The organism is Geomonas diazotrophica, assembly GCF_019063885.1.
Lineage (GTDB): Bacteria > Desulfobacterota > Desulfuromonadia > Geobacterales > Geobacteraceae > Geomonas > Geomonas diazotrophica.
Genome location: NZ_CP077684.1, coordinates 4,000,394 through 4,017,100 on the forward strand (window position 1 = coordinate 4,000,394; position 16,707 = coordinate 4,017,100).

Consider the following 16,707-nt stretch of genomic DNA (forward strand, 5'->3'; position numbering starts at 1 on the left):
GGAAACGATAGATGCTCGATTACAACCTGATCCTCGACGCGGCCCAGCGGCTGAAAAAAAGGGTGCGTCGCACGGAACTGATCCAGGCCCACCACTTCAGCGAACGACTCGGCATTCCCCTTTACTTCAAGTGCGAGAACCTGCAGCGCACCGGCGCCTTCAAGATCCGCGGCGCGCTCAACTTCATGACGGCGCAGTCGCGTGACGCCCTCGCCGGCGGCGTGATCACCGCCTCGGCAGGCAACCATGCCCAAGGCGTCGCCTTCTCCGCGGACCTCCTCGGCGTGAAGGCGGTGGTCTACATGCCCGAAAGCACCCCGCCGCAGAAGGTCTTCGCCACCCGCGACTACGGCGCGGAGGTGGTCCTGGAAGGAAAGAATTTCGACGAAGCCTGCGCCGCCGCCCTGAGGCAGGCCGAGCAAACCGGCGCCCTCTTCGTGCACCCCTTCAACGATCCGCTGGTGATGGCAGGCCAGGGGACCATCGGCCTCGAGTTGTTGGAGGATATTCCCGACCTCGCCAACGTGCTGGTACCGATCGGAGGCGGGGGGCTGATCGCCGGGATCGCCCGGGCCATAAAAGAGACCCATCCGCACGTGCGTGTCATCGGCGTCGAGTCGGCGGCGGCCCCCTCCATGCGTCAGGCGGTGAAGGCGGGCGAGGTGATCACCGTCCCGATCCGGGCGAGCCTTGCCGACGGCATCGCGGTCAAGACTGCGGGGAGCAACACCTTCCCGATAGTCCGGGACTACGTCGACGAGATCGTGTTGGTGGACGAGGAAGAGATCGCGCTCGCCATCGTGTCGCTTATGGAGCGCAACAAGCTGATGGTTGAGGGTGCCGGCGCGGTCGGCCTTGCGGCGTTACTGAACGGGAAGGTGAAGAAGGTTACCGGCAAGACCGTCGCGCTTTTATCGGGCGGGAACATCGATGTGAAGACCATCGCGGTGGTCGTGGAGCGAGGCCTGCTGGCGGCGGGGCGCTACCTGAAGCTGAAGGTGGAGCTGGACGACGTGCCGGGAGCGCTGGCGAGGCTCGCCGCCGAAATCGCGGAGGCGCGCGCCAACATCTCCATCATCACCCATGACCGGCGTTCCGAGTCGCTCCCCATCGGGAAGACCGAGGTGCTGGTGGAGTTGGAGACCCGCGGCGCCGAGCACATCCACGAAGTGACCCGGCACCTCACCAAGTGCGGGTACCAGATCGAGGTGATCAAGTAGACTGGTGCCCCTTTATCACGCGCAGGAACGCATCGCCATAGCGCGCCATCTTGTGCTGCCCCACGCCGGTAATCTTTAGGAGCTCCCACTTGTCCTTGGGCATCTGCGCCGCCATCTCGGCCAGCGTCGCGTCGGGGAACACCACGTACGGCGGCACCTGCTGCTCGTCCGCGATCTGCTTGCGCAGCTCCCGCAGCTCCCCGAAGAGCTCGCCGTCGTAGGAGGGCTTCCTGGCCGCGCTCTTCTTCTCGACCACCCGGGTATCCCTCGGCTTCGCCAACTCCAGCTTCGTCTCCCCCCTCAACAGCGGGCGCGCCTTTTCCGTCAGCTTCAATACCGAAAAACCGGCCACATCCTGTTCCAGGTACCCAAGGTGTATCAACTGGCGCAAGAGGTTTCCCCAGACATCCTGTGAGTGGTGCTTCCCGATGCCGAAGGTGGAAAGCTGGTCGTGCTTCAACTCGTGGACTCGCTGGTTCTGCGATCCGCGCAGCACGTCGATGACGTGCCCCATGCCGAAACGCTGCCCGACCCGGTAGACGCAGGAGAGCGCCTTCCTGGCATCCTCGGTTGCGTCGAACCGCTCCGGCGGACTCTCGCAGATGTCGCAGTTGCCGCACCCCGCCGCCAGGCTGTCCCCGAAGTAACCCAAAAGCACCTGCCGGCGGCAGGTCTGCGCTTCGGCAAAGCCCACCATGCAGTTGAGCTTGTGCAGCTCGATCCGGTTCTGCTCCTCATTGCCGCCGTTGCCGATCAGCCCGCGGGCCACCGCTATGTCGCCGTAACCGAAGAGGAGCAGCGCATCGGCTGGGAGCCCGTCGCGGCCGGCGCGCCCGGTTTCCTGGTAGTAGCTCTCGATGCTCTTGGGCATGTCGTAGTGCACCACGAAGCGGACGTTGGACTTGTCGATCCCCATCCCGAAGGCGACCGTCGCAACGACGATCTTCACGTCGTCCCGCAGGAAGGCTTCCTGGGCCTCGTGGCGCTCCCGGTCGGGCAGCCCCGCGTGATAGGCGGCGGCCTTGATCCCGCTCTCGCAGAGCTTCCTGGCCACCTCCTCCACCCGCTTGCGCGACAGGGCGTAGACGATGCCAGCCTCGTCCTTCCTGGTGGACAGGAAGGCGGTCAGCTGGCTGAAGGGCTTGTTCTTCTCCATTACGCTGTAACGGATGTTGGGGCGGTCGAAACCGGTGCAGAAGCAGGTGGCATCCTGGAGCCCAAGCCGGGAGAGGATGTCTCCGCGCGTCTGGGCATCGGCGGTCGCGGTGAGGGCGATCATCGGGATCTGCGGGAATATCTCGCGCAGCATGCCGAGCTGCGCGTACTCGGGGCGGAAGTCGTGCCCCCACTGGGAGACGCAGTGGGCCTCGTCCACGGCAAAGAGGGAGATGGGGAGGGTCCTGATGCGGTCGATGAAGCCGTCGGAGAGCAGCCGCTCCGGCGCGACGTAGAGGAGTTTCAGCTCGCCCGCGTGCAGTTCCGCCAGCACCCGGCGCGCCTCGGCCTCGCCCAGGGCCGAGTTGTAGCAGGCAGCGGCGACCCCGTTCTCGCGCAGGGCGTCGACCTGGTCCTTCATCAACGAGATCAGCGGCGAAACGATGAGGGCGGTGCCCGGAAGGCAAAGGGCGGGGACCTGATAGCACAGGGATTTGCCGCCGCCCGTCGGCATCAGGACGAAAGCGTCCTTCCCGGAGAGCACCGTCTCCACGATCTCCTGCTGGCGCGGCCGAAAAGACTTGAAGCCGAACACCTCGTTCAGGATCTGGATATGGGAAAGCGGCATGTAAACCCCTCTAAAGCAGGTGCTGATGATAAACGAAAGGCGCGGTCTGCGCCACGCCATAGATCAAAGCAGGTATGGGAATCTTGTCAACCGTGTGCGGTCAGACCGCGTTCGCGGCAAGCGGGGCGGCAAGGCCCAGCTCCGCGATGAAGGCGCGGGTGCGTGGCGCGCCGCTGGACGCCTCCAGCAGGCTCGGGCGAAGGAGATCCTCATAACTGTCCACGTCGTGCCATGAGGGGAGCAGCGCTGCGGCGAGCCCCGAAGCCGCCGCCTGCCTGAGGCTCGCCTCCAGCACCTTCTCGCTGGACCAGGGGATGTCGCGAAAGAGGGTACCGTAGCCTCCGCTCACCCCGACCAGGTAGTAACCGCCATCCTCTGCCGGACCGAAAACCGCCTCGCTCCCCTGCTCGAGTCTCCGGAACCCCTCTTCGATGAAAGCCAGGGGCAGATCAGGGGAATCGGTCCCTATCACCACGCGCGGGCCATAGCCGCGCGAGGAGAGCTCCTGGAACGCGTGTTCCAGGCGCACTCCCAGCCCGCCCGTGCACTGGCGCACCAGCACCGCGCCCGGCGCAGCCTTCTCGAAGAACTCCGCGCTCCCCTCGTGGAAGATCACGATATCGGTTGGAAGTGCCGCCGCCCGCTCGACGGTGTCGAGAAGCATGCAGCGGTAGAGTTCGGCGGCCTGACGCGGCGACAGGGGGGGCGAAAGACGGGTCTTCACCCGTCCCGGCAGAGGCGTCTTGGCGAAGATGGCGAGCACACGCTTCATTAGAGAGGAGAACCTTAAGAGAGTTAAATGAAGAATTAAAAGCTAGAGTTGTCCACAATTTTGCCGCTTTTCAACAGAGTTATCCACATGCGGAGACAGTCAAGCCGTTGACTTCGCCGGCCCCATTACCTCTTTTTTCGCTCGATCGCCGCGTACGCGGAATGCTTGTGGATCGACTCGAAGTTTTCCGCCTCGACGGAAAACCACGTGACATTTTCCATAGATAGCAGCCGCACCGTAGCTTCGCGCACCATGTCCTCGACAAAGCGCGGGTTCTCGTAGGCACGCTCGGTGACGAACTTCTCGTCCTCGCGCTTCAGCAGTGAATAAACAGGCGAGGAACCGCACTCCTCGATGAGGTCGATGAGATCCTCGATCCAGATGAATTCGCTGTAGCGGACCTGTACGGTCATGATGGAGCGCTGGTTGTGGGCGCCGTAGCTGGAGAGTTCCTTGCTGCAGGGGCAAAGCGAGGTAACCGGCACCTTGATCCCCAGTACGAAGTCGAATTGGTCGGAAAGCGACGCGCTGAAGGTGCAGGTGTACTCCATGAGGCTCTTGGCCTTCGACACCGGCGCCTTCTTCTCCACGAAGTAGGGGAATTCCATCTCCAGGTGCGCGTTGGACGCGCCGAGCTTCTCCTTCATGGTGGCGAGGATCACCTCGAGCTTGTCGAGGGCGATGTCCTGCCGGTACTTGTTCAGGATCTCCACGAATCGGCTCATGTGGGTCCCCTTGAAGTGGTGCGGGAGGTCGACGTACATGTTGATGCGCGCGATGGTGTTCTGGAACTTCTTGTTCTTGTCCATCACCACGATGGGATACGACACGTCCTTCACCCCGACCTTCCCGATCGGGATGTTGCGCGTGTCGCGGGTAAGCTGCACGTCGGAAAGTGCCTTGCCTTCTTTCTTTTGCTCCATATCTTTGCTCATGCCTTTTCCTCAGCCGTTCTTCCCCCTCGCCCACGGGGAGAGGGGAAGGGGTGAGGGCGTTGCCACGAAGTGAGGGTATCGCCTATTCCGGCGCCCTCACCCCGGCCCTCTCCCGAAAGGAGAGGGAGGGACGGTGGAATGATGGTAGATCTGCCGGGACTACCGCTTGACGTACCGGACCGGGTCGGTGACGCCCAGTTCCGAGAACCCTTTCAGGCGCAGGCGGCAGGAGTCGCACAGGCCGCAGGCGGCGCCGTCCTTGGTCGGGTCATAGCAGGAATGGGTCTTGCCGTAGTCCACGCCCAGGGTGAGGCCGGTCTTGATGATCTCCGCCTTGCTGAGGCTGATGAGCGGCGTGTGGATGGTCATCTTCTTCCCTTCCACGCCCGCCTTGGTGGCGAGGTTCGCCATCACCTCGTAGGCCGCGATGTACTCGGGGCGGCAGTCGGGGTAGCCCGAGTAGTCGAGGGCGTTCACACCGATGAAGATGTCGAAGGCCCCAAGCGTTTCCGCCCAGCCCAGCGCGAAGGAGAGGAAGATGGTGTTCCTGGCCGGAACGTAGGTGACCGGGATCTCCTCACCCACCCCTTCCTTGGGGACCGCGATGTCGGAGGTGAGGGCGCTCCCCCCCATCTTGCGCAGGTCGAACTCGACCAGCATGTGGTCCACCGCTCCCATCGGGCGCGCGTTCTGCTTGGCGAGGGCCACTTCGTGCTGGTGGCGCTGGCCATAGCTGAAACTCATGGCGTAGGGCTCGAAGCCTTGGTGCTTGGCGATGGCCATGCAGGTGGTCGAATCGAGCCCGCCGCTGTACAGGATTACCGCTTTTTTCTTCATCGCTTACCTCTGTCTCACGCTCCTCCCCGGAGGGGGGAGGTCGTAAGGGGGGGTCCGTTTTTTGGTTCTTAAAAAGAAAAAGGCCGCGCCGGCGATTCCGGTGCGGCCTTGGTGACTACTCCACGAAGCTCTTCAGCTTCTTCGCCCGGCTCGGGTGCCGCAGCTTCCTGAGCGCCTTGGCCTCGATCTGCCGGATCCTCTCGCGGGTGACCTCGAAGTCCTGACCGACCTCTTCCAGGGTGTGGTCGCTCTTCTCGCCGATGCCGAAACGCATCCTGAGCACCTTCTCCTCACGCGGCGTCAGGGTGGAGAGCACGCGGGAAGTCTGCTCCGAGAGGTTCGCCTTGATGACCGCCTCGAGGGGGGATACCACGCCCTTGTCCTCGATGAAGTCGCCAAGATGGGAATCTTCCTCCTCGCCGATCGGTGTCTCCAGGGAGATCGGCTCCTTGGCGATCTTCAGGACCTTCCTTACCTTGTCCAGCGGCAGCGCCATGCGCTCGGCGATCTCCTCCGGGGAGGGCTCGCGGCCGATCTCCTGCACCAGCTGGCGGCTGGTACGGATCAGCTTGTTGATGGTCTCGATCATGTGCACCGGGATACGGATGGTGCGGGCCTGGTCCGCGATGGCGCGGGTGATGGCCTGACGGATCCACCAGGTGGCGTAGGTGGAGAACTTGTAGCCACGCTGGTACTCGAACTTGTCCACCGCCTTCATGAGGCCGATGTTCCCTTCCTGGATCAGGTCGAGGAACTGCAGGCCGCGGTTGGTGTACTTCTTGGCGATGGAGACCACCAGGCGGAGGTTCGCCTCTACCAGCTCGCTCTTGGCCAGCTTGGCCTTGTGCTCACCTTCCTCGATGGCGAGGAGTGCGTTGGCGAGCTCGCTCGCCTTGAAGCCGGACTCCTGCTCGATCTTCTTGAGCTTCGCCTCGCTGGAGCGGTAGCGCTTCTCGAGCTTTTGACCCTCTTCCAGGCTCATGTTCATCTTCTTCGAGAAATCGGCGTCGGAAGCGTTCTTGAGGCCTTCGAAGGCGGCCAGGAACACGTCCTTGACGGTGCTGGTTTCCTTCTCCAGTTCCGCGATCTCCTGCATGACGGTGTCGACCTTGCAGGAGAGCTCCTTCAGACGCTGGGCGATCTTCTCGATGTGGCGGTCTTTGAGGCGCAGCGACTTGAGGGTCTCGGCCATCTTGACCTTCAGCTCGCCGTGCTCGGTGTTGAGCGCCTCGCCTTCCTTGGCGGAGACCTTACCTTCCAGCGCGGTCTGGATCTGCTCCATACGCTGGGACATTTCGTGGATCTCGTCGATGATGCCGAGAACACGCAGCGCCTGCAGATCCTCTTCGCCCTCTTCCAGGACCTCTTCCTCCACGTCCTTGGAGATCTCGATGGCGCCGATCTGCTGCTTGCGCAGACGCTCGCCCAGGGTGATGACCTCGCGCACGGTGATCGGGGTGTTCAGGATGACGCTGGCCACGTCGCGCTCGCCCACTTCGATCCTCTTGGCGATCTCGACCTCGCCCTCGCGGGTCAACAGGGACACGGAGCCCATCTCGCGCAGGTACATGCGCACGGGGTCGCTGGTGCGGCCGAGGGTTCCGGGCTCGAACTCGACCTCTTCCTCGCCCCCCTCGTGCTCTTCCTCTTCCTCGAGGTCCATCTTGATCTTGGGGATCTTCACCTTTTGGGCGGAATCCACGATCTCGATGTCCATATCGCCAAACATGCTCATCACATCGTCAATCTGATCGGAGGAGACGATGTCAGGGGGGAGCAGGTCGTTCACCTCTTCGTAGGTGAGAAAACCCTTCTCCTTGCCCAGGTCGATGAGCTGCTTCACTTCGTCCATGCTTTTCTTGGCCATTTACCACGCTCCGCTACAGCTTGAATCCAGCACAGCTACCGCTTGAATCCTACTATAGTAATTTCGATTTTTTATTACGCAACCGCTCAAGTTCAGACAGTATCTCCAGGTACCTCGGAGAATCCGGGTCGACCGTGGCCAATTCCCTCGCCAGGGCCTTGCCGTCCCCCTTGAGCGCTCGCCGTTCCAGGGCTTGGCAGCACTGCTCGAAGGCCTTGACGGGGTCAAGATCCTCAAGGTGCGCGTCCTCCACGAACAGCGAATAGAGACGGCTTCTTTCCTCGTGCGACTCGACCTGTTCCAACACCAGGGGGAGGTCGAGATCCCCCGTTTCCGAATTGGCCACTATGGCTTGTGCCAGCTTCAGGTGGCTGGCGCTGAAAAGCTTATCGGCACCGTGGTCGCGAACCCTTAACACCACGTCCGGGTACTTCACCATCAGGGTCAGCAGCACCTCTTCCGTACCGGTCGGCTTCGGCGCGCCTTTCGGCTGCGGGCGCGGCGCCTGGGGGCGGACAGGGATACCGACCTTCTGCAGCAGCATGGCGCGGTCGATGCCGAGCGCCCGGCAGATCTCCTTCTCGTAAAGCCCGCGCTCCACCGGGTCGGCGATCTTCAATAGCCGCGGCGACACCTCGTTCACGAAGGCGACCTTCCCTTCCACGCCCCTCACGTCCATGCGTTTGAGCAGTCCCTTGTAGAACGACTCGAAGATCGGGAGCGCCTTGTCCAGAAGCGGCTGAAAGGCCGCGCCCCCTTCCCGGTTGATGAAGGTGTCGGGGTCGTCCTCCGCCGGGACTTCGACCACCCGCGCCGGGAACCCCTCTTCGAGGAACAGTTCCATGGAGCGGACCGTCGCCTTGCGGCCGGCCTCGTCGCCGTCAAAGAGCATGAAAGCCCGGTCGGCGTAGCGGCGCAGCAGCTTCACGTGCGGCTGGGTCAACGCCGTGCCGCAGGTCGCCACCACGTTGGTGAAACCGGCCCGGTACAGTGCCAGGTGATCGAAGTACCCCTCGACCACGATGGCGCTCCCCTTCTCCCGCATCCCCTTCTTGGCCAGGTCGATGCCGAACAGGACCTCGCTCTTGCGGTACACGATGGACTCCGGGGAGTTTATGTACTTGGGGAGCGAGTCGTCCATGACCCGCCCGCCGAAACCTATGGCGCGGCCGTGCAGGTCCGCGATGGTGAAGAGAAGACGGTTTCTGAAGGTGTCGTAGTAGCCGTCCTTCCCCTCGCGTTTTCTCAAAAGGCCAAGCTTCTCCGCCGCGTCGAGCGGGACGCCCTTGCGCCGCAGAAAGCCGGTCAGGTTGTCCCATCCCGCCGGCGCGAAGCCCATGCGGTAGGTGGCGGCGGTGTCGCGATCAACCCCGCGTTTCTCGAGGTAGGCCCTTCCGGCGGCACCCGCCTCGTCCGATTCCAGCACCCGGCGGTAAAACTCGCAGGCCAGCTCGTTGATCTGGTAGGCCTGCTCCTGCTCGTCCACCTTGCGCTTCTCTTCGCGGGTCAGTTCCCGCTCGGGGATTTCCACCCCCACCTTCTTGGCCAGGAACTTGACCGCCTGCGGGAAGGCAAGCCCTTCCATGCGCATGACGAAATCGATGGAGTTCCCTCCCACGCCGCAACCAAAGCAATGGAAGATGCCACGCGCCGGGTTCACGTTGAACGACGCCGTCTTCTCGCCGTGGAAGGGGCAGACCCCCTGGTAGTTGGCCCCGGACTTCTTGAGGCTCATGTAGTCGGAGACAACCTGGAGGATCGGGGCCCTCTCGCGTACTTCCCTGATCTTCTCGTCCGGTATCGTCGACACTGCGGTTGATCCTTATTTCTTATGCGCTCCGTGTGGAGTCGGCGCCTTTACTTCTTTTTTTTCCCCGGGTTCCGCGGCGTCACTGGTTTCCCTGTGCTGGGCTATGGCGCCTTCCCAGCCGGCCGCTATATCCCCTCCCGTCGAGGCGAACGCGGCCGCGGTCTTGGAGCCGTGGATCCAGACCTTCACCTTCTCCGGCATCGGCTTGGTGGTGGCCAGGTAGAGGAGCACGCAGAGGATGAAGCCCCCCTGGAGGAAACCGAAAACGATCCCGCCGGCCCGGTTGATCCCGCCCAGGAGCATGACTTTCAGGACGACGGTGAGCAGATGACCGAGGAGGTAGAACAGCATGCCGAGCAGCATGAAGATGAGGAGGAACGCCAGCGGCTGCGCCACCTGCGGGGGGAGGTTGATGAAGTGCCTGATCCCCAGACTTAGAGAGGAATAGTATCGGAAAGCGGCCCAGCCGCCCGTGACGAGGCCGAGCAGGGAGCAAGCCTCCCGCACCAACCCCTTCGAGAACCCCTTCGCCACAAAGAAGAGCAATACGACCCAGATAAGGATGTCGAGAAGGATCATGCAAACACCTGGTCATTAGCCACAAAGCAAAAGAAGGGGGAATCGTCCGATTCGCCCCTACTCATGACACCCAAAACCCGCAAGCACCCCCGGGACTGGTCCCGGGGGCTCTGATCATGCGAGTTTTTCCTTCACAACTTCGCTCACCAGTTTACCTTCTGCACGGCCGGCGACTTGGGGCTGGATGGCCTTCATGACCTTGCCCATATCCTTGCCTCCGGTAGCGCCGACTTCCGCGATGACTTTCGCCACCAGGTCGGCCAGCTCTTCCCGTGTCAGCTGCTGGGGGAGGTAGCCCATGAGGAGCGCGAGCTCCGCTTCCTCTTTATCCACCAACTCCTGCCTGCCTGCTTCCTTAAAGAGTCGGATGGATTCCCTGCGCTGCTTGCAGAGGGTAACGATGGTTTCGGTGATCTCGCTATCGTTCAGTTCACGCCTGAGCTCGATATCGCGGTTTTTCACCGAGGAGAGTACCATGCGGATGGTAGATAAACGCAAGGTATCACGACTTCTCATCGCCTCCTTCAGTTCCGCGTTAAGCCTCTCCCTCAGTTGCATGAAACCCTCTTTCTTAGTCGACCATCTTGCGCTGTTTTTTCAGAGCGCGCTTGCGAGCGGCAATGGCCTTCTTCTTCTTCTTGATGCTCGGCTTCTCGTAGTGCTCTCTTTTGCGGACCTCCGAAAGGATCCCCGCTTTTTCGCACTGCTTCTTGAACTTCTTGAGCGCAAGCTCAAACGGTTCAGTTTCTTTTACCTTTACTCCCGGCATTCATATTCCCCCCCCTTCTCTAGCTAGATTTACAAACTTGTGTGGGTACGGGCCGGCAGACATTATTCAAGGAACCAGCAATATATCATCGCGGTCTTATTTGTCAAGGCATTTGTGCCATTTCGTAACGGCTACCCGACGCGGGAATTCTTCTCCTCGATGCCGGACATCCCGAAGCGGCGCCTGAGCTCCGCGTAGACCTCCTCCGGGTCGATGTCGTAGTAGCCGAGCAGGACCAGGCTGTGGAAGAAGAGGTCGGCGGTTTCATAGACGATCTCGTCGCGCTTGCCCCCCTTGCCGGCGATGACCACCTCGGTCGCCTCCTCGCCCAGTTTCTTCAGGATCTTGTCGATCCCCTTGGCCATGAGGCTCGCGGTGTAGGAGTTCTCGCTCGGGTTGGCCTTGCGTTCCTGGATGACGCGGTAGACCGCGGCGATGATGTCGTCTTTGGTGTTTTCCATCGTGAGCTCCTCTGGAAGAATGATCCTCTCTCCTTGCGCGAGTGCGAGGGCGAATGGCTATTCGCACCGACAGATTCGTCGAGCGCAGGGGGGAGGAACGTTCGTGCATTCGTTGTAGGGGCAAATAATTATTTGCCCAGCCGCAGCGGCCCCGGCCACAGCCCCCGCCAACTGAAACGGTGAGGCGGCAAAGGGGGGGGCGAATGATTATTCGCCCCTACAGGTACGGCGACAGGGCGTGGCTACAGCCTGACCGGCACGCCACGCTCGCGGAGATAGGTCTTGGCTTCCTCGATGGTGTATTCGCGGTAGTGGAAGATGGAGGCGGCGAGGCAGGCGCTGGCGCCGGCCTGGGTGAAGCCGTCGTAGAGGTGCGAAAGCCCGCCGACGCCCCCCGAGGCGATGACCGGGATGCTGACCGCGTCGACCACCGCACGGGTCAGCGGCAGGTCGTAGCCGTCCTTGGTGCCGTCGCGGTCCATGCTGGTCAAAAGGATCTCCCCGGCGCCCAGTTCTTCCATGCGTTGTGCCCACTCCACCGCGTCGATCCCCGTCGGGTTGCGGCCGCCGTGGGTGTAGACTTCCCAGCCGCCGTTGGCGCGGGCACGGGCGTCGATGGCGACCACCGTGCACTGCGAGCCGAACCTCTCGGCTGCCTCGTTCACGAACTCGGGGCGGTGCACCGCCGCGGTGTTGATGGAGACCTTGTCGGCGCCGGCGTTCAGAAGCCGCCTGATGTCGTCGACCGTGCGGACCCCGCCGCCGACGGTGAGCGGCATGAAGACGCGCTCGGCGGTACGGCGCACCACGTCGATGATGATGTCGCGCTCATCGGAGGAGGCGGTGATATCGAGGAAAGTCAACTCGTCAGCGCCCTGCTGGTCGTACAGTTCGGCGATCTCGACCGGGTCGCCCGCGTCGCGCAACCCCAGGAACTGAACCCCTTTCACTACCCGCCCCCCCTTCACGTCCAGACAGGGGATGATTCTTTTAGTAAGCATCGGAACTCCAGATTAAGACGGAGATTAAGATTGAGATAAAGACTTTGGCTCACGAGGATTGGACTAGACACTGACCTCGCTCTTCTTAGTCTTAATCTTTGTCTTAATCTCGCTTTTTAGTCAGTGCGATGGCTTCGGCGAGGTTGAGGGCGCCGGAATAGATCGCCTTGCCGGTGATGACGCCGGTGACGCCGGAGGACTCGATCGCCATCAGGTTCTCGATGTCCTTCAAGGAGGAGAGGCCGCCGGAGGCGATCACCGGGATGTTGATGGCTTCGGCCAGCGCCTTGGTCGCCTCGATGTTCGGTCCCTGCATCATGCCGTCACGGCTGATGTCGGTGTAGATGATGGCGGATACGCCGTCACCCTCGAACTGCCTGGCGAGCTCGGTGGCTGTGATGCCGGTCACCTCGGCCCACCCCTGGACCGCGACCATGCCGTTCTTGGCATCGATGCCGACCACGATCTTGCCGGGGAACTTGGCGCAGGCTTCCTTGACGAAGGCGGGGTTTCTTTGCGCGGCGGTGCCGATGATGACGCGGCCGATGCCCAGGGACAGGTAGGCCTCGATGGTGGCGATGTCGCGGATGCCGCCCCCCAACTGGGTCGGGATGGTGACGGATTTGACGATGGACTCGATGGCCGAGCGGTTCTTAGGCTCGCCTGCGAAGGCGCCGTCCAGGTCGACGATATGCAGGATCTCGCCCCCCTGGCGCTGCCACTCGGCCGCCTGCGCACCCGGGTCGTCGTTGAAAACCGTGTCCTTCTCCATGAGCCCCTGCTCCAGCCTGACGCAGCAGCCGTTCTTCAGATCTATTGCCGGAATAATGATCATTTCAATCCCTCATTACAAATTAAAAGTTCGCCCCTTGTGCACCCCTCTCCCCCCGCGAGGGTGGATGAAGGCCGGGTGAGGGCGTTGCCACGGAGCGAAACTGTTGCAGCTTCCCGCGCCCTCACCCCCGCCCCTCTCCCGGAGGGCGAGGGGAGGCAAGCCCTTCGGCGGAACACGAAACTACTTCATCTGCGCGAAGTTCTTCAGCATGGCAAGCCCCTTGTCCTGGGACTTCTCCGGGTGGAACTGGGCCGCCACTACGTTGTCGCGCCAGATGGCGGCGCAGAAGTCGATGCCGTAGTTGGTGGTCGCCGCCACCACGCTCTCGTCATCAGGCTTCACGTAGTAGGAGTGCACGAAGTAGACGTTGGAGCCCTGCTCCACGCCCTGGAACAGCGGGGAGGGGCGCTTGATGTCTAGCTGGTTCCAGCCCATGTGCGGCACCTTCAGTTCCTCGCCCGCGTCCTGCATCCCTTCGGGGAAGCGGAGCACCTTGCCGGGGATGACGTCGAGTCCCTTGTGGAGACCGAACTCTTCACTCTCGGTGAAGAGGAGCTGCAGACCGAGGCAGATGCCGAGAAACGGCTTCCCTTCCTTGATCACCTTGAGGATCGGCTCGACGAAGCCCCCCTCCTCGAGGTTCCTGATGCAGTCGCGGAAGGCCCCGACGCCCGGGAGCACGACGCGCTCGGCGTCCAGCAGCACCTTGGGATCGCTCGTGACGACCGCCTCGCAGCCGACCTTCTCGAACCCTTTCTGCACGGAGCGGAGGTTCCCCATGCCGTAATCAATTATCGCGATCATCTCTTTATCCTTCCGGCACACTGTGCGGTGCCTGTGACTTCATTGCAATTCTTCCGGAAGTGGCAAGGTTCAGAGCGATGCCACCGCCCTCATCCGCCCCTTCGGGGCACCTTCCCCCGGCGGGGGAAGGGATGGAAGCGCCTCGCTCGTGGGTAAGGCCATAGGGTGGACCATTTACAAGGTAGTGGTCCGACTCCCCCTCGCCCTCCGGGAGAGGGCCGGGGTGAGGGCGGTACCTTGCCCCCTCGCCCTCCGGGAGAGGGTCGGGGTGAGGGCAGGCCTTACAACTTCCCCTTGGTGGACATGACCCCTTCGATGCGGGAGTCCATTTGGGTGGCCATATCCAGCGCGCGGGCAGCGGCCTTGAAGCAGGCTTCCACGATATGGTGCACGTTGTCGCCATACATCACGTTCAGGTGGAGGTTCGCGCCGCAGTGGTTGACGAAGCCCTGGAAGAACTCGCGCACCAGCTCGACGTCGAAGTCGCCGATCTTCACCTTGGGGAGTTGGACGTTGTAGACCAGGTAGGGACGACCGGAGAGGTCGGTGGCGACGCTGGCAAGAGTCTCGTCCATCGGCACGGTGGCCTGGCCGTAGCGGCGGATGCCGCACTTGTCGCCCAGCGCCTCTTTGAACGCGGTGCCCAGGACGATGCCGATGTCCTCGACGGTGTGGTGGAAGTCGATGTCGATGTCGCCGTGCGCCTCGACCTTGAGGTTGAAGAGGCCGTGCCTGGCGAAAAGGTCCAGCATGTGGTCCAGGAAAGGAACGGAGGTGCAGATCTGCGCCTCGCCTTTACCGTCGATTTCGAGGGAGAGCTTGATCTGCGTCTCCTTGGTAATGCGTTCGATGTTTGCCGACCGGGCCATGCCGCCTCCTTGAATTAGATGATCAAGCCGCAATGAATTCCAAACTAGCTGTCCAGCCTGAAGCTGACCGACTTGCCGTGCGCCTCCAGCCCTTCCAGCGTCGCGATCCGGACGATGTCCGCACCGACCCGCTGCAGGCCGCCCTTGGTGAAGTAGATGAGGGAGCTTTTCTTGACGAAGTCGTCCACCGACAGCGGCGAGAAAAAGCGCGCCGTGCCGCCGGTCGGGAGCGTGTGGTTGGGGCCGGCCAGGTAGTCGCCGGAGGCCTCCGGGGTGTAGTGCCCCATGAAGATCGCGCCGGCATTGGTGATGAGCGGCATGATCTCGAAGGGATTCTCCACGGCGAGCTCCAGGTGCTCCGGAGCGATGCGGTTGGAGAAGGCGATCGCCTCCTCCAGGTTGCCGGCAACGATGATTACGCCGAAGGACTCCCAGGACTTGCGGGCGATCGCCTCACGGGAGAGTTCCTTCAACTGGCGCTCAACCTCGGCTGCCACCTTTTCACCGAAGCTGCGATCGGTGGTGATCAGCACCGAGGAGGCGAGCTCGTCGTGCTCGGCCTGGGAGAGGAGATCGGCGGCGATGTGTTTGGGGTTGCCGCTGCCGTCGTTGATGACCAGGATCTCGCTGGGTCCCGCGATCATGTCGATGCCGACCTGCCCGAAGACGAGCTTCTTGGCGGTGGCGACGTAGATGTTGCCCGGACCGGTGATCTTGTCGACCTTGGGGACGGTGGCGGTGCCGTAGGCGAGTGCCGCGACGGCCTGCGCGCCGCCGATCCTGAAGACGCGGTCCACGCCGGAAAGCTTGGCGGCCACCAGCACGTGGGCGTTGGTCTCGCCGCCCGGGGTCGGGACCACCATGACGATCTCGCCGACGCCGGCAACCTTGGCCGGAACGGCGTTCATGATGACGCTGGAGGGATAGCAGGCCTTGCCGCCGGGAACGTAGATGCCGACCTTGGCGAGCGGGGTCACCTTCTGCCCCAGCATGATGTCGGCTTCCTCGGTGGAAAGCCAGGTCTGCTGCTTCTGCTTCTCGTGATAGCGGGCGACACGCTCGACGGCGAGCTTCAGTGCCGCGAGGTCCTTCTCGTCCACTTGCGCGAAGGCCTTGGCGAACTCAGCCTCCGTTATCTCCAGGCCGGCCGCGTCGCACTCCACCCTGTCGAAACGGCGGGTGTATTCCAAAAGCGCCTCGTCGCCGCGCCTGCGCACGTCGGAGATGATGCCGAGCACCACCTCTTCGACCTCGCGACCGGACTCCTCGCCGCGTTCAACGATGGCATCGAACTTCGCCTGAAAATCTGCTTCCCTGATGTCGAGGAACTGCATCTTTAAACCTCGCTATTCATAACATTGAAACGGAAGGTGACTGGTCGCGGGACCGGTTAGATATGCTGCTCCAGCCCTTCGATGATCTTGGAGATGCGCTCGTGCTTGGTCTTCAGGCTCGCCCGGTTGACGATCAGGCGGCAGGTGATCTCGGCGATCGTCTCGACCTCGACCAGGCCGTTTTGCTTCAGCGTCTCGCCGGTGGAAACCAGGTCGACGATGCGCTCGGAGAGGCCGACCAGCGGGGCGAGCTCGATGGAGCCGTAGAGCTTGATCAACTCAACCTGCACGCCCTTCGCCGCGAAATACTTCTCGGTGACGTTGGGGTACTTGGTGGCGATGCGGATGTTGTTCCAGGCGGCGGGGTCGTCCTTGCTGGAAAGCTCCACAGGTTCGGCGACCATCAGGCGGCAGTAGCCGAACTTCAGGTCGAGCGGCTCGTAGAGATCCTTCTCCGCCTCCATCAGGGTGTCCTTCCCGACGATGCCGAGGTCGGCGCAGCCGTACTCCACGTAGGTCGGGACGTCGGTGGCGCGCACGATCATGTAGCGCATCTTTTGCTCATGGTTCTCGAAGACCAGCTTGCGGGTGTCGGAGAGGAGCTCTTCACAGTCGATGCCGATCTTCTTGAACAGGGCAACGGAGTCCTGCAGGATGCGGCCTTTGGGGATGGCGATGGTGACGTAGTCGGTCATTTTAAAAACTCCGTGGGAGTATGGCGTTTCTTATTTGTAATCCCCTGGTCCCCTCTCCCCCGGGAGAGGGGACCCGAAGGGCGGGTGAGGGAGCTTACCCCGCCTCAGCGGGTGCCTTTCCAGGTTCGGTTGCCCC

General features: G+C 62.4%; 17 protein-coding genes. 1 reads left to right on the forward strand and 16 read right to left on the reverse strand.

Annotated features, from left to right (window positions below):
* The first annotated feature begins 11 nt into the window (after positions 1-11).
* On the forward strand, positions 12-1,220 hold the full coding sequence (gene ilvA / locus KP003_RS17690; RefSeq protein WP_216499710.1) for a threonine ammonia-lyase: 1,209 nt from the start codon (positions 12-14) through the stop codon (positions 1,218-1,220).
* Here the strand turns inward: ilvA and recQ are convergent.
* The 16 genes from recQ to hisG all read right to left on the reverse strand — a co-directional run bounded on the left by recQ (position 1,213) and on the right by hisG (position 16,571).
* The gene (gene recQ / locus KP003_RS17695) at positions 1,213-3,003 is read right to left on the reverse strand and encodes a DNA helicase RecQ (RefSeq protein WP_216789448.1); all 1,791 of its coding nucleotides are present in this window, start codon (positions 3,001-3,003) and stop codon (positions 1,213-1,215) included. The two genes, ilvA and recQ, sit on opposite strands and share 8 nt — an antisense overlap.
* A 100-nt stretch (positions 3,004-3,103) precedes the next feature.
* Positions 3,104-3,775: a TIGR04282 family arsenosugar biosynthesis glycosyltransferase gene (locus tag KP003_RS17700; RefSeq protein ID WP_216789449.1), complete on the reverse strand. Its 672-nt coding sequence runs from the start codon at positions 3,773-3,775 to the stop codon at positions 3,104-3,106.
* A 125-nt stretch (positions 3,776-3,900) separates the two neighbouring features.
* Entirely contained in the window at positions 3,901-4,698 is a 798-nt protein-coding gene (gene folE2 / locus KP003_RS17705) for a GTP cyclohydrolase FolE2 (RefSeq protein ID WP_216792007.1), read from the reverse strand.
* 171 nt (positions 4,699-4,869) lie between these two features.
* Positions 4,870-5,547, reverse strand: coding sequence for a 7-cyano-7-deazaguanine synthase QueC (queC, locus tag KP003_RS17710; protein WP_217300041.1), 678 nt, complete (start codon positions 5,545-5,547; stop codon positions 4,870-4,872).
* Between the two features lie 115 nt (positions 5,548-5,662).
* Complete coding sequence (rpoD, locus tag KP003_RS17715; protein WP_216789450.1) at positions 5,663-7,414, reverse strand: RNA polymerase sigma factor RpoD; 1,752 nt, start codon at positions 7,412-7,414, stop codon at positions 5,663-5,665.
* Between the two features lie 52 nt (positions 7,415-7,466).
* Positions 7,467-9,224, reverse strand: coding sequence for a DNA primase (gene dnaG, locus KP003_RS17720; RefSeq protein ID WP_216499715.1), 1,758 nt, complete (start codon positions 9,222-9,224; stop codon positions 7,467-7,469).
* A gap of 12 nt (positions 9,225-9,236) precedes the next feature.
* Complete coding sequence (locus tag KP003_RS17725) at positions 9,237-9,803, reverse strand: CvpA family protein (RefSeq protein ID WP_217300042.1); 567 nt, start codon at positions 9,801-9,803, stop codon at positions 9,237-9,239.
* A gap of 114 nt (positions 9,804-9,917) precedes the next feature.
* Positions 9,918-10,361: a GatB/YqeY domain-containing protein gene (locus tag KP003_RS17730; RefSeq protein ID WP_216499717.1), complete on the reverse strand. Its 444-nt coding sequence runs from the start codon at positions 10,359-10,361 to the stop codon at positions 9,918-9,920.
* A 13-nt stretch (positions 10,362-10,374) separates the two neighbouring features.
* Positions 10,375-10,572, reverse strand: a complete 198-nt coding sequence (gene rpsU / locus KP003_RS17735) for a 30S ribosomal protein S21 (RefSeq protein WP_183349251.1) — start codon at positions 10,570-10,572, stop codon at positions 10,375-10,377.
* A gap of 131 nt (positions 10,573-10,703) precedes the next feature.
* Complete coding sequence (locus tag KP003_RS17740) at positions 10,704-11,033, reverse strand: phosphoribosyl-ATP diphosphatase (RefSeq protein WP_216499718.1); 330 nt, start codon at positions 11,031-11,033, stop codon at positions 10,704-10,706.
* A 242-nt stretch (positions 11,034-11,275) separates the two neighbouring features.
* Positions 11,276-12,034 (reverse strand): imidazole glycerol phosphate synthase subunit HisF, encoded by a 759-nt coding sequence (hisF, locus tag KP003_RS17745; protein ID WP_216499719.1) that lies wholly within the window; start codon positions 12,032-12,034, stop codon positions 11,276-11,278.
* 103 nt (positions 12,035-12,137) lie between these two features.
* A complete protein-coding gene (hisA, locus tag KP003_RS17750) occupies positions 12,138-12,869 on the reverse strand; it encodes a 1-(5-phosphoribosyl)-5-[(5-phosphoribosylamino)methylideneamino]imidazole-4-carboxamide isomerase (protein WP_217300043.1) in 732 nt (243 codons plus the stop codon).
* Between the two features lie 180 nt (positions 12,870-13,049).
* On the reverse strand, positions 13,050-13,673 hold the full coding sequence (gene hisH / locus KP003_RS17755; RefSeq protein ID WP_217300044.1) for an imidazole glycerol phosphate synthase subunit HisH: 624 nt from the start codon (positions 13,671-13,673) through the stop codon (positions 13,050-13,052).
* Between the two features lie 281 nt (positions 13,674-13,954).
* Positions 13,955-14,542 carry an imidazoleglycerol-phosphate dehydratase HisB gene (hisB, locus tag KP003_RS17760; protein ID WP_216499722.1) on the reverse strand — a complete coding sequence of 196 codons (588 nt, stop codon included), beginning with the start codon at positions 14,540-14,542 and terminating at the stop codon, positions 13,955-13,957.
* A 44-nt stretch (positions 14,543-14,586) separates the two neighbouring features.
* Positions 14,587-15,876 (reverse strand): histidinol dehydrogenase, encoded by a 1,290-nt coding sequence (gene hisD, locus KP003_RS17765; protein ID WP_216789454.1) that lies wholly within the window; start codon positions 15,874-15,876, stop codon positions 14,587-14,589.
* 56 nt (positions 15,877-15,932) lie between these two features.
* Positions 15,933-16,571, reverse strand: coding sequence for an ATP phosphoribosyltransferase (gene hisG, locus KP003_RS17770; protein ID WP_183349265.1), 639 nt, complete (start codon positions 16,569-16,571; stop codon positions 15,933-15,935).
* Between the last annotated feature and the right edge of the window lie 136 nt (positions 16,572-16,707).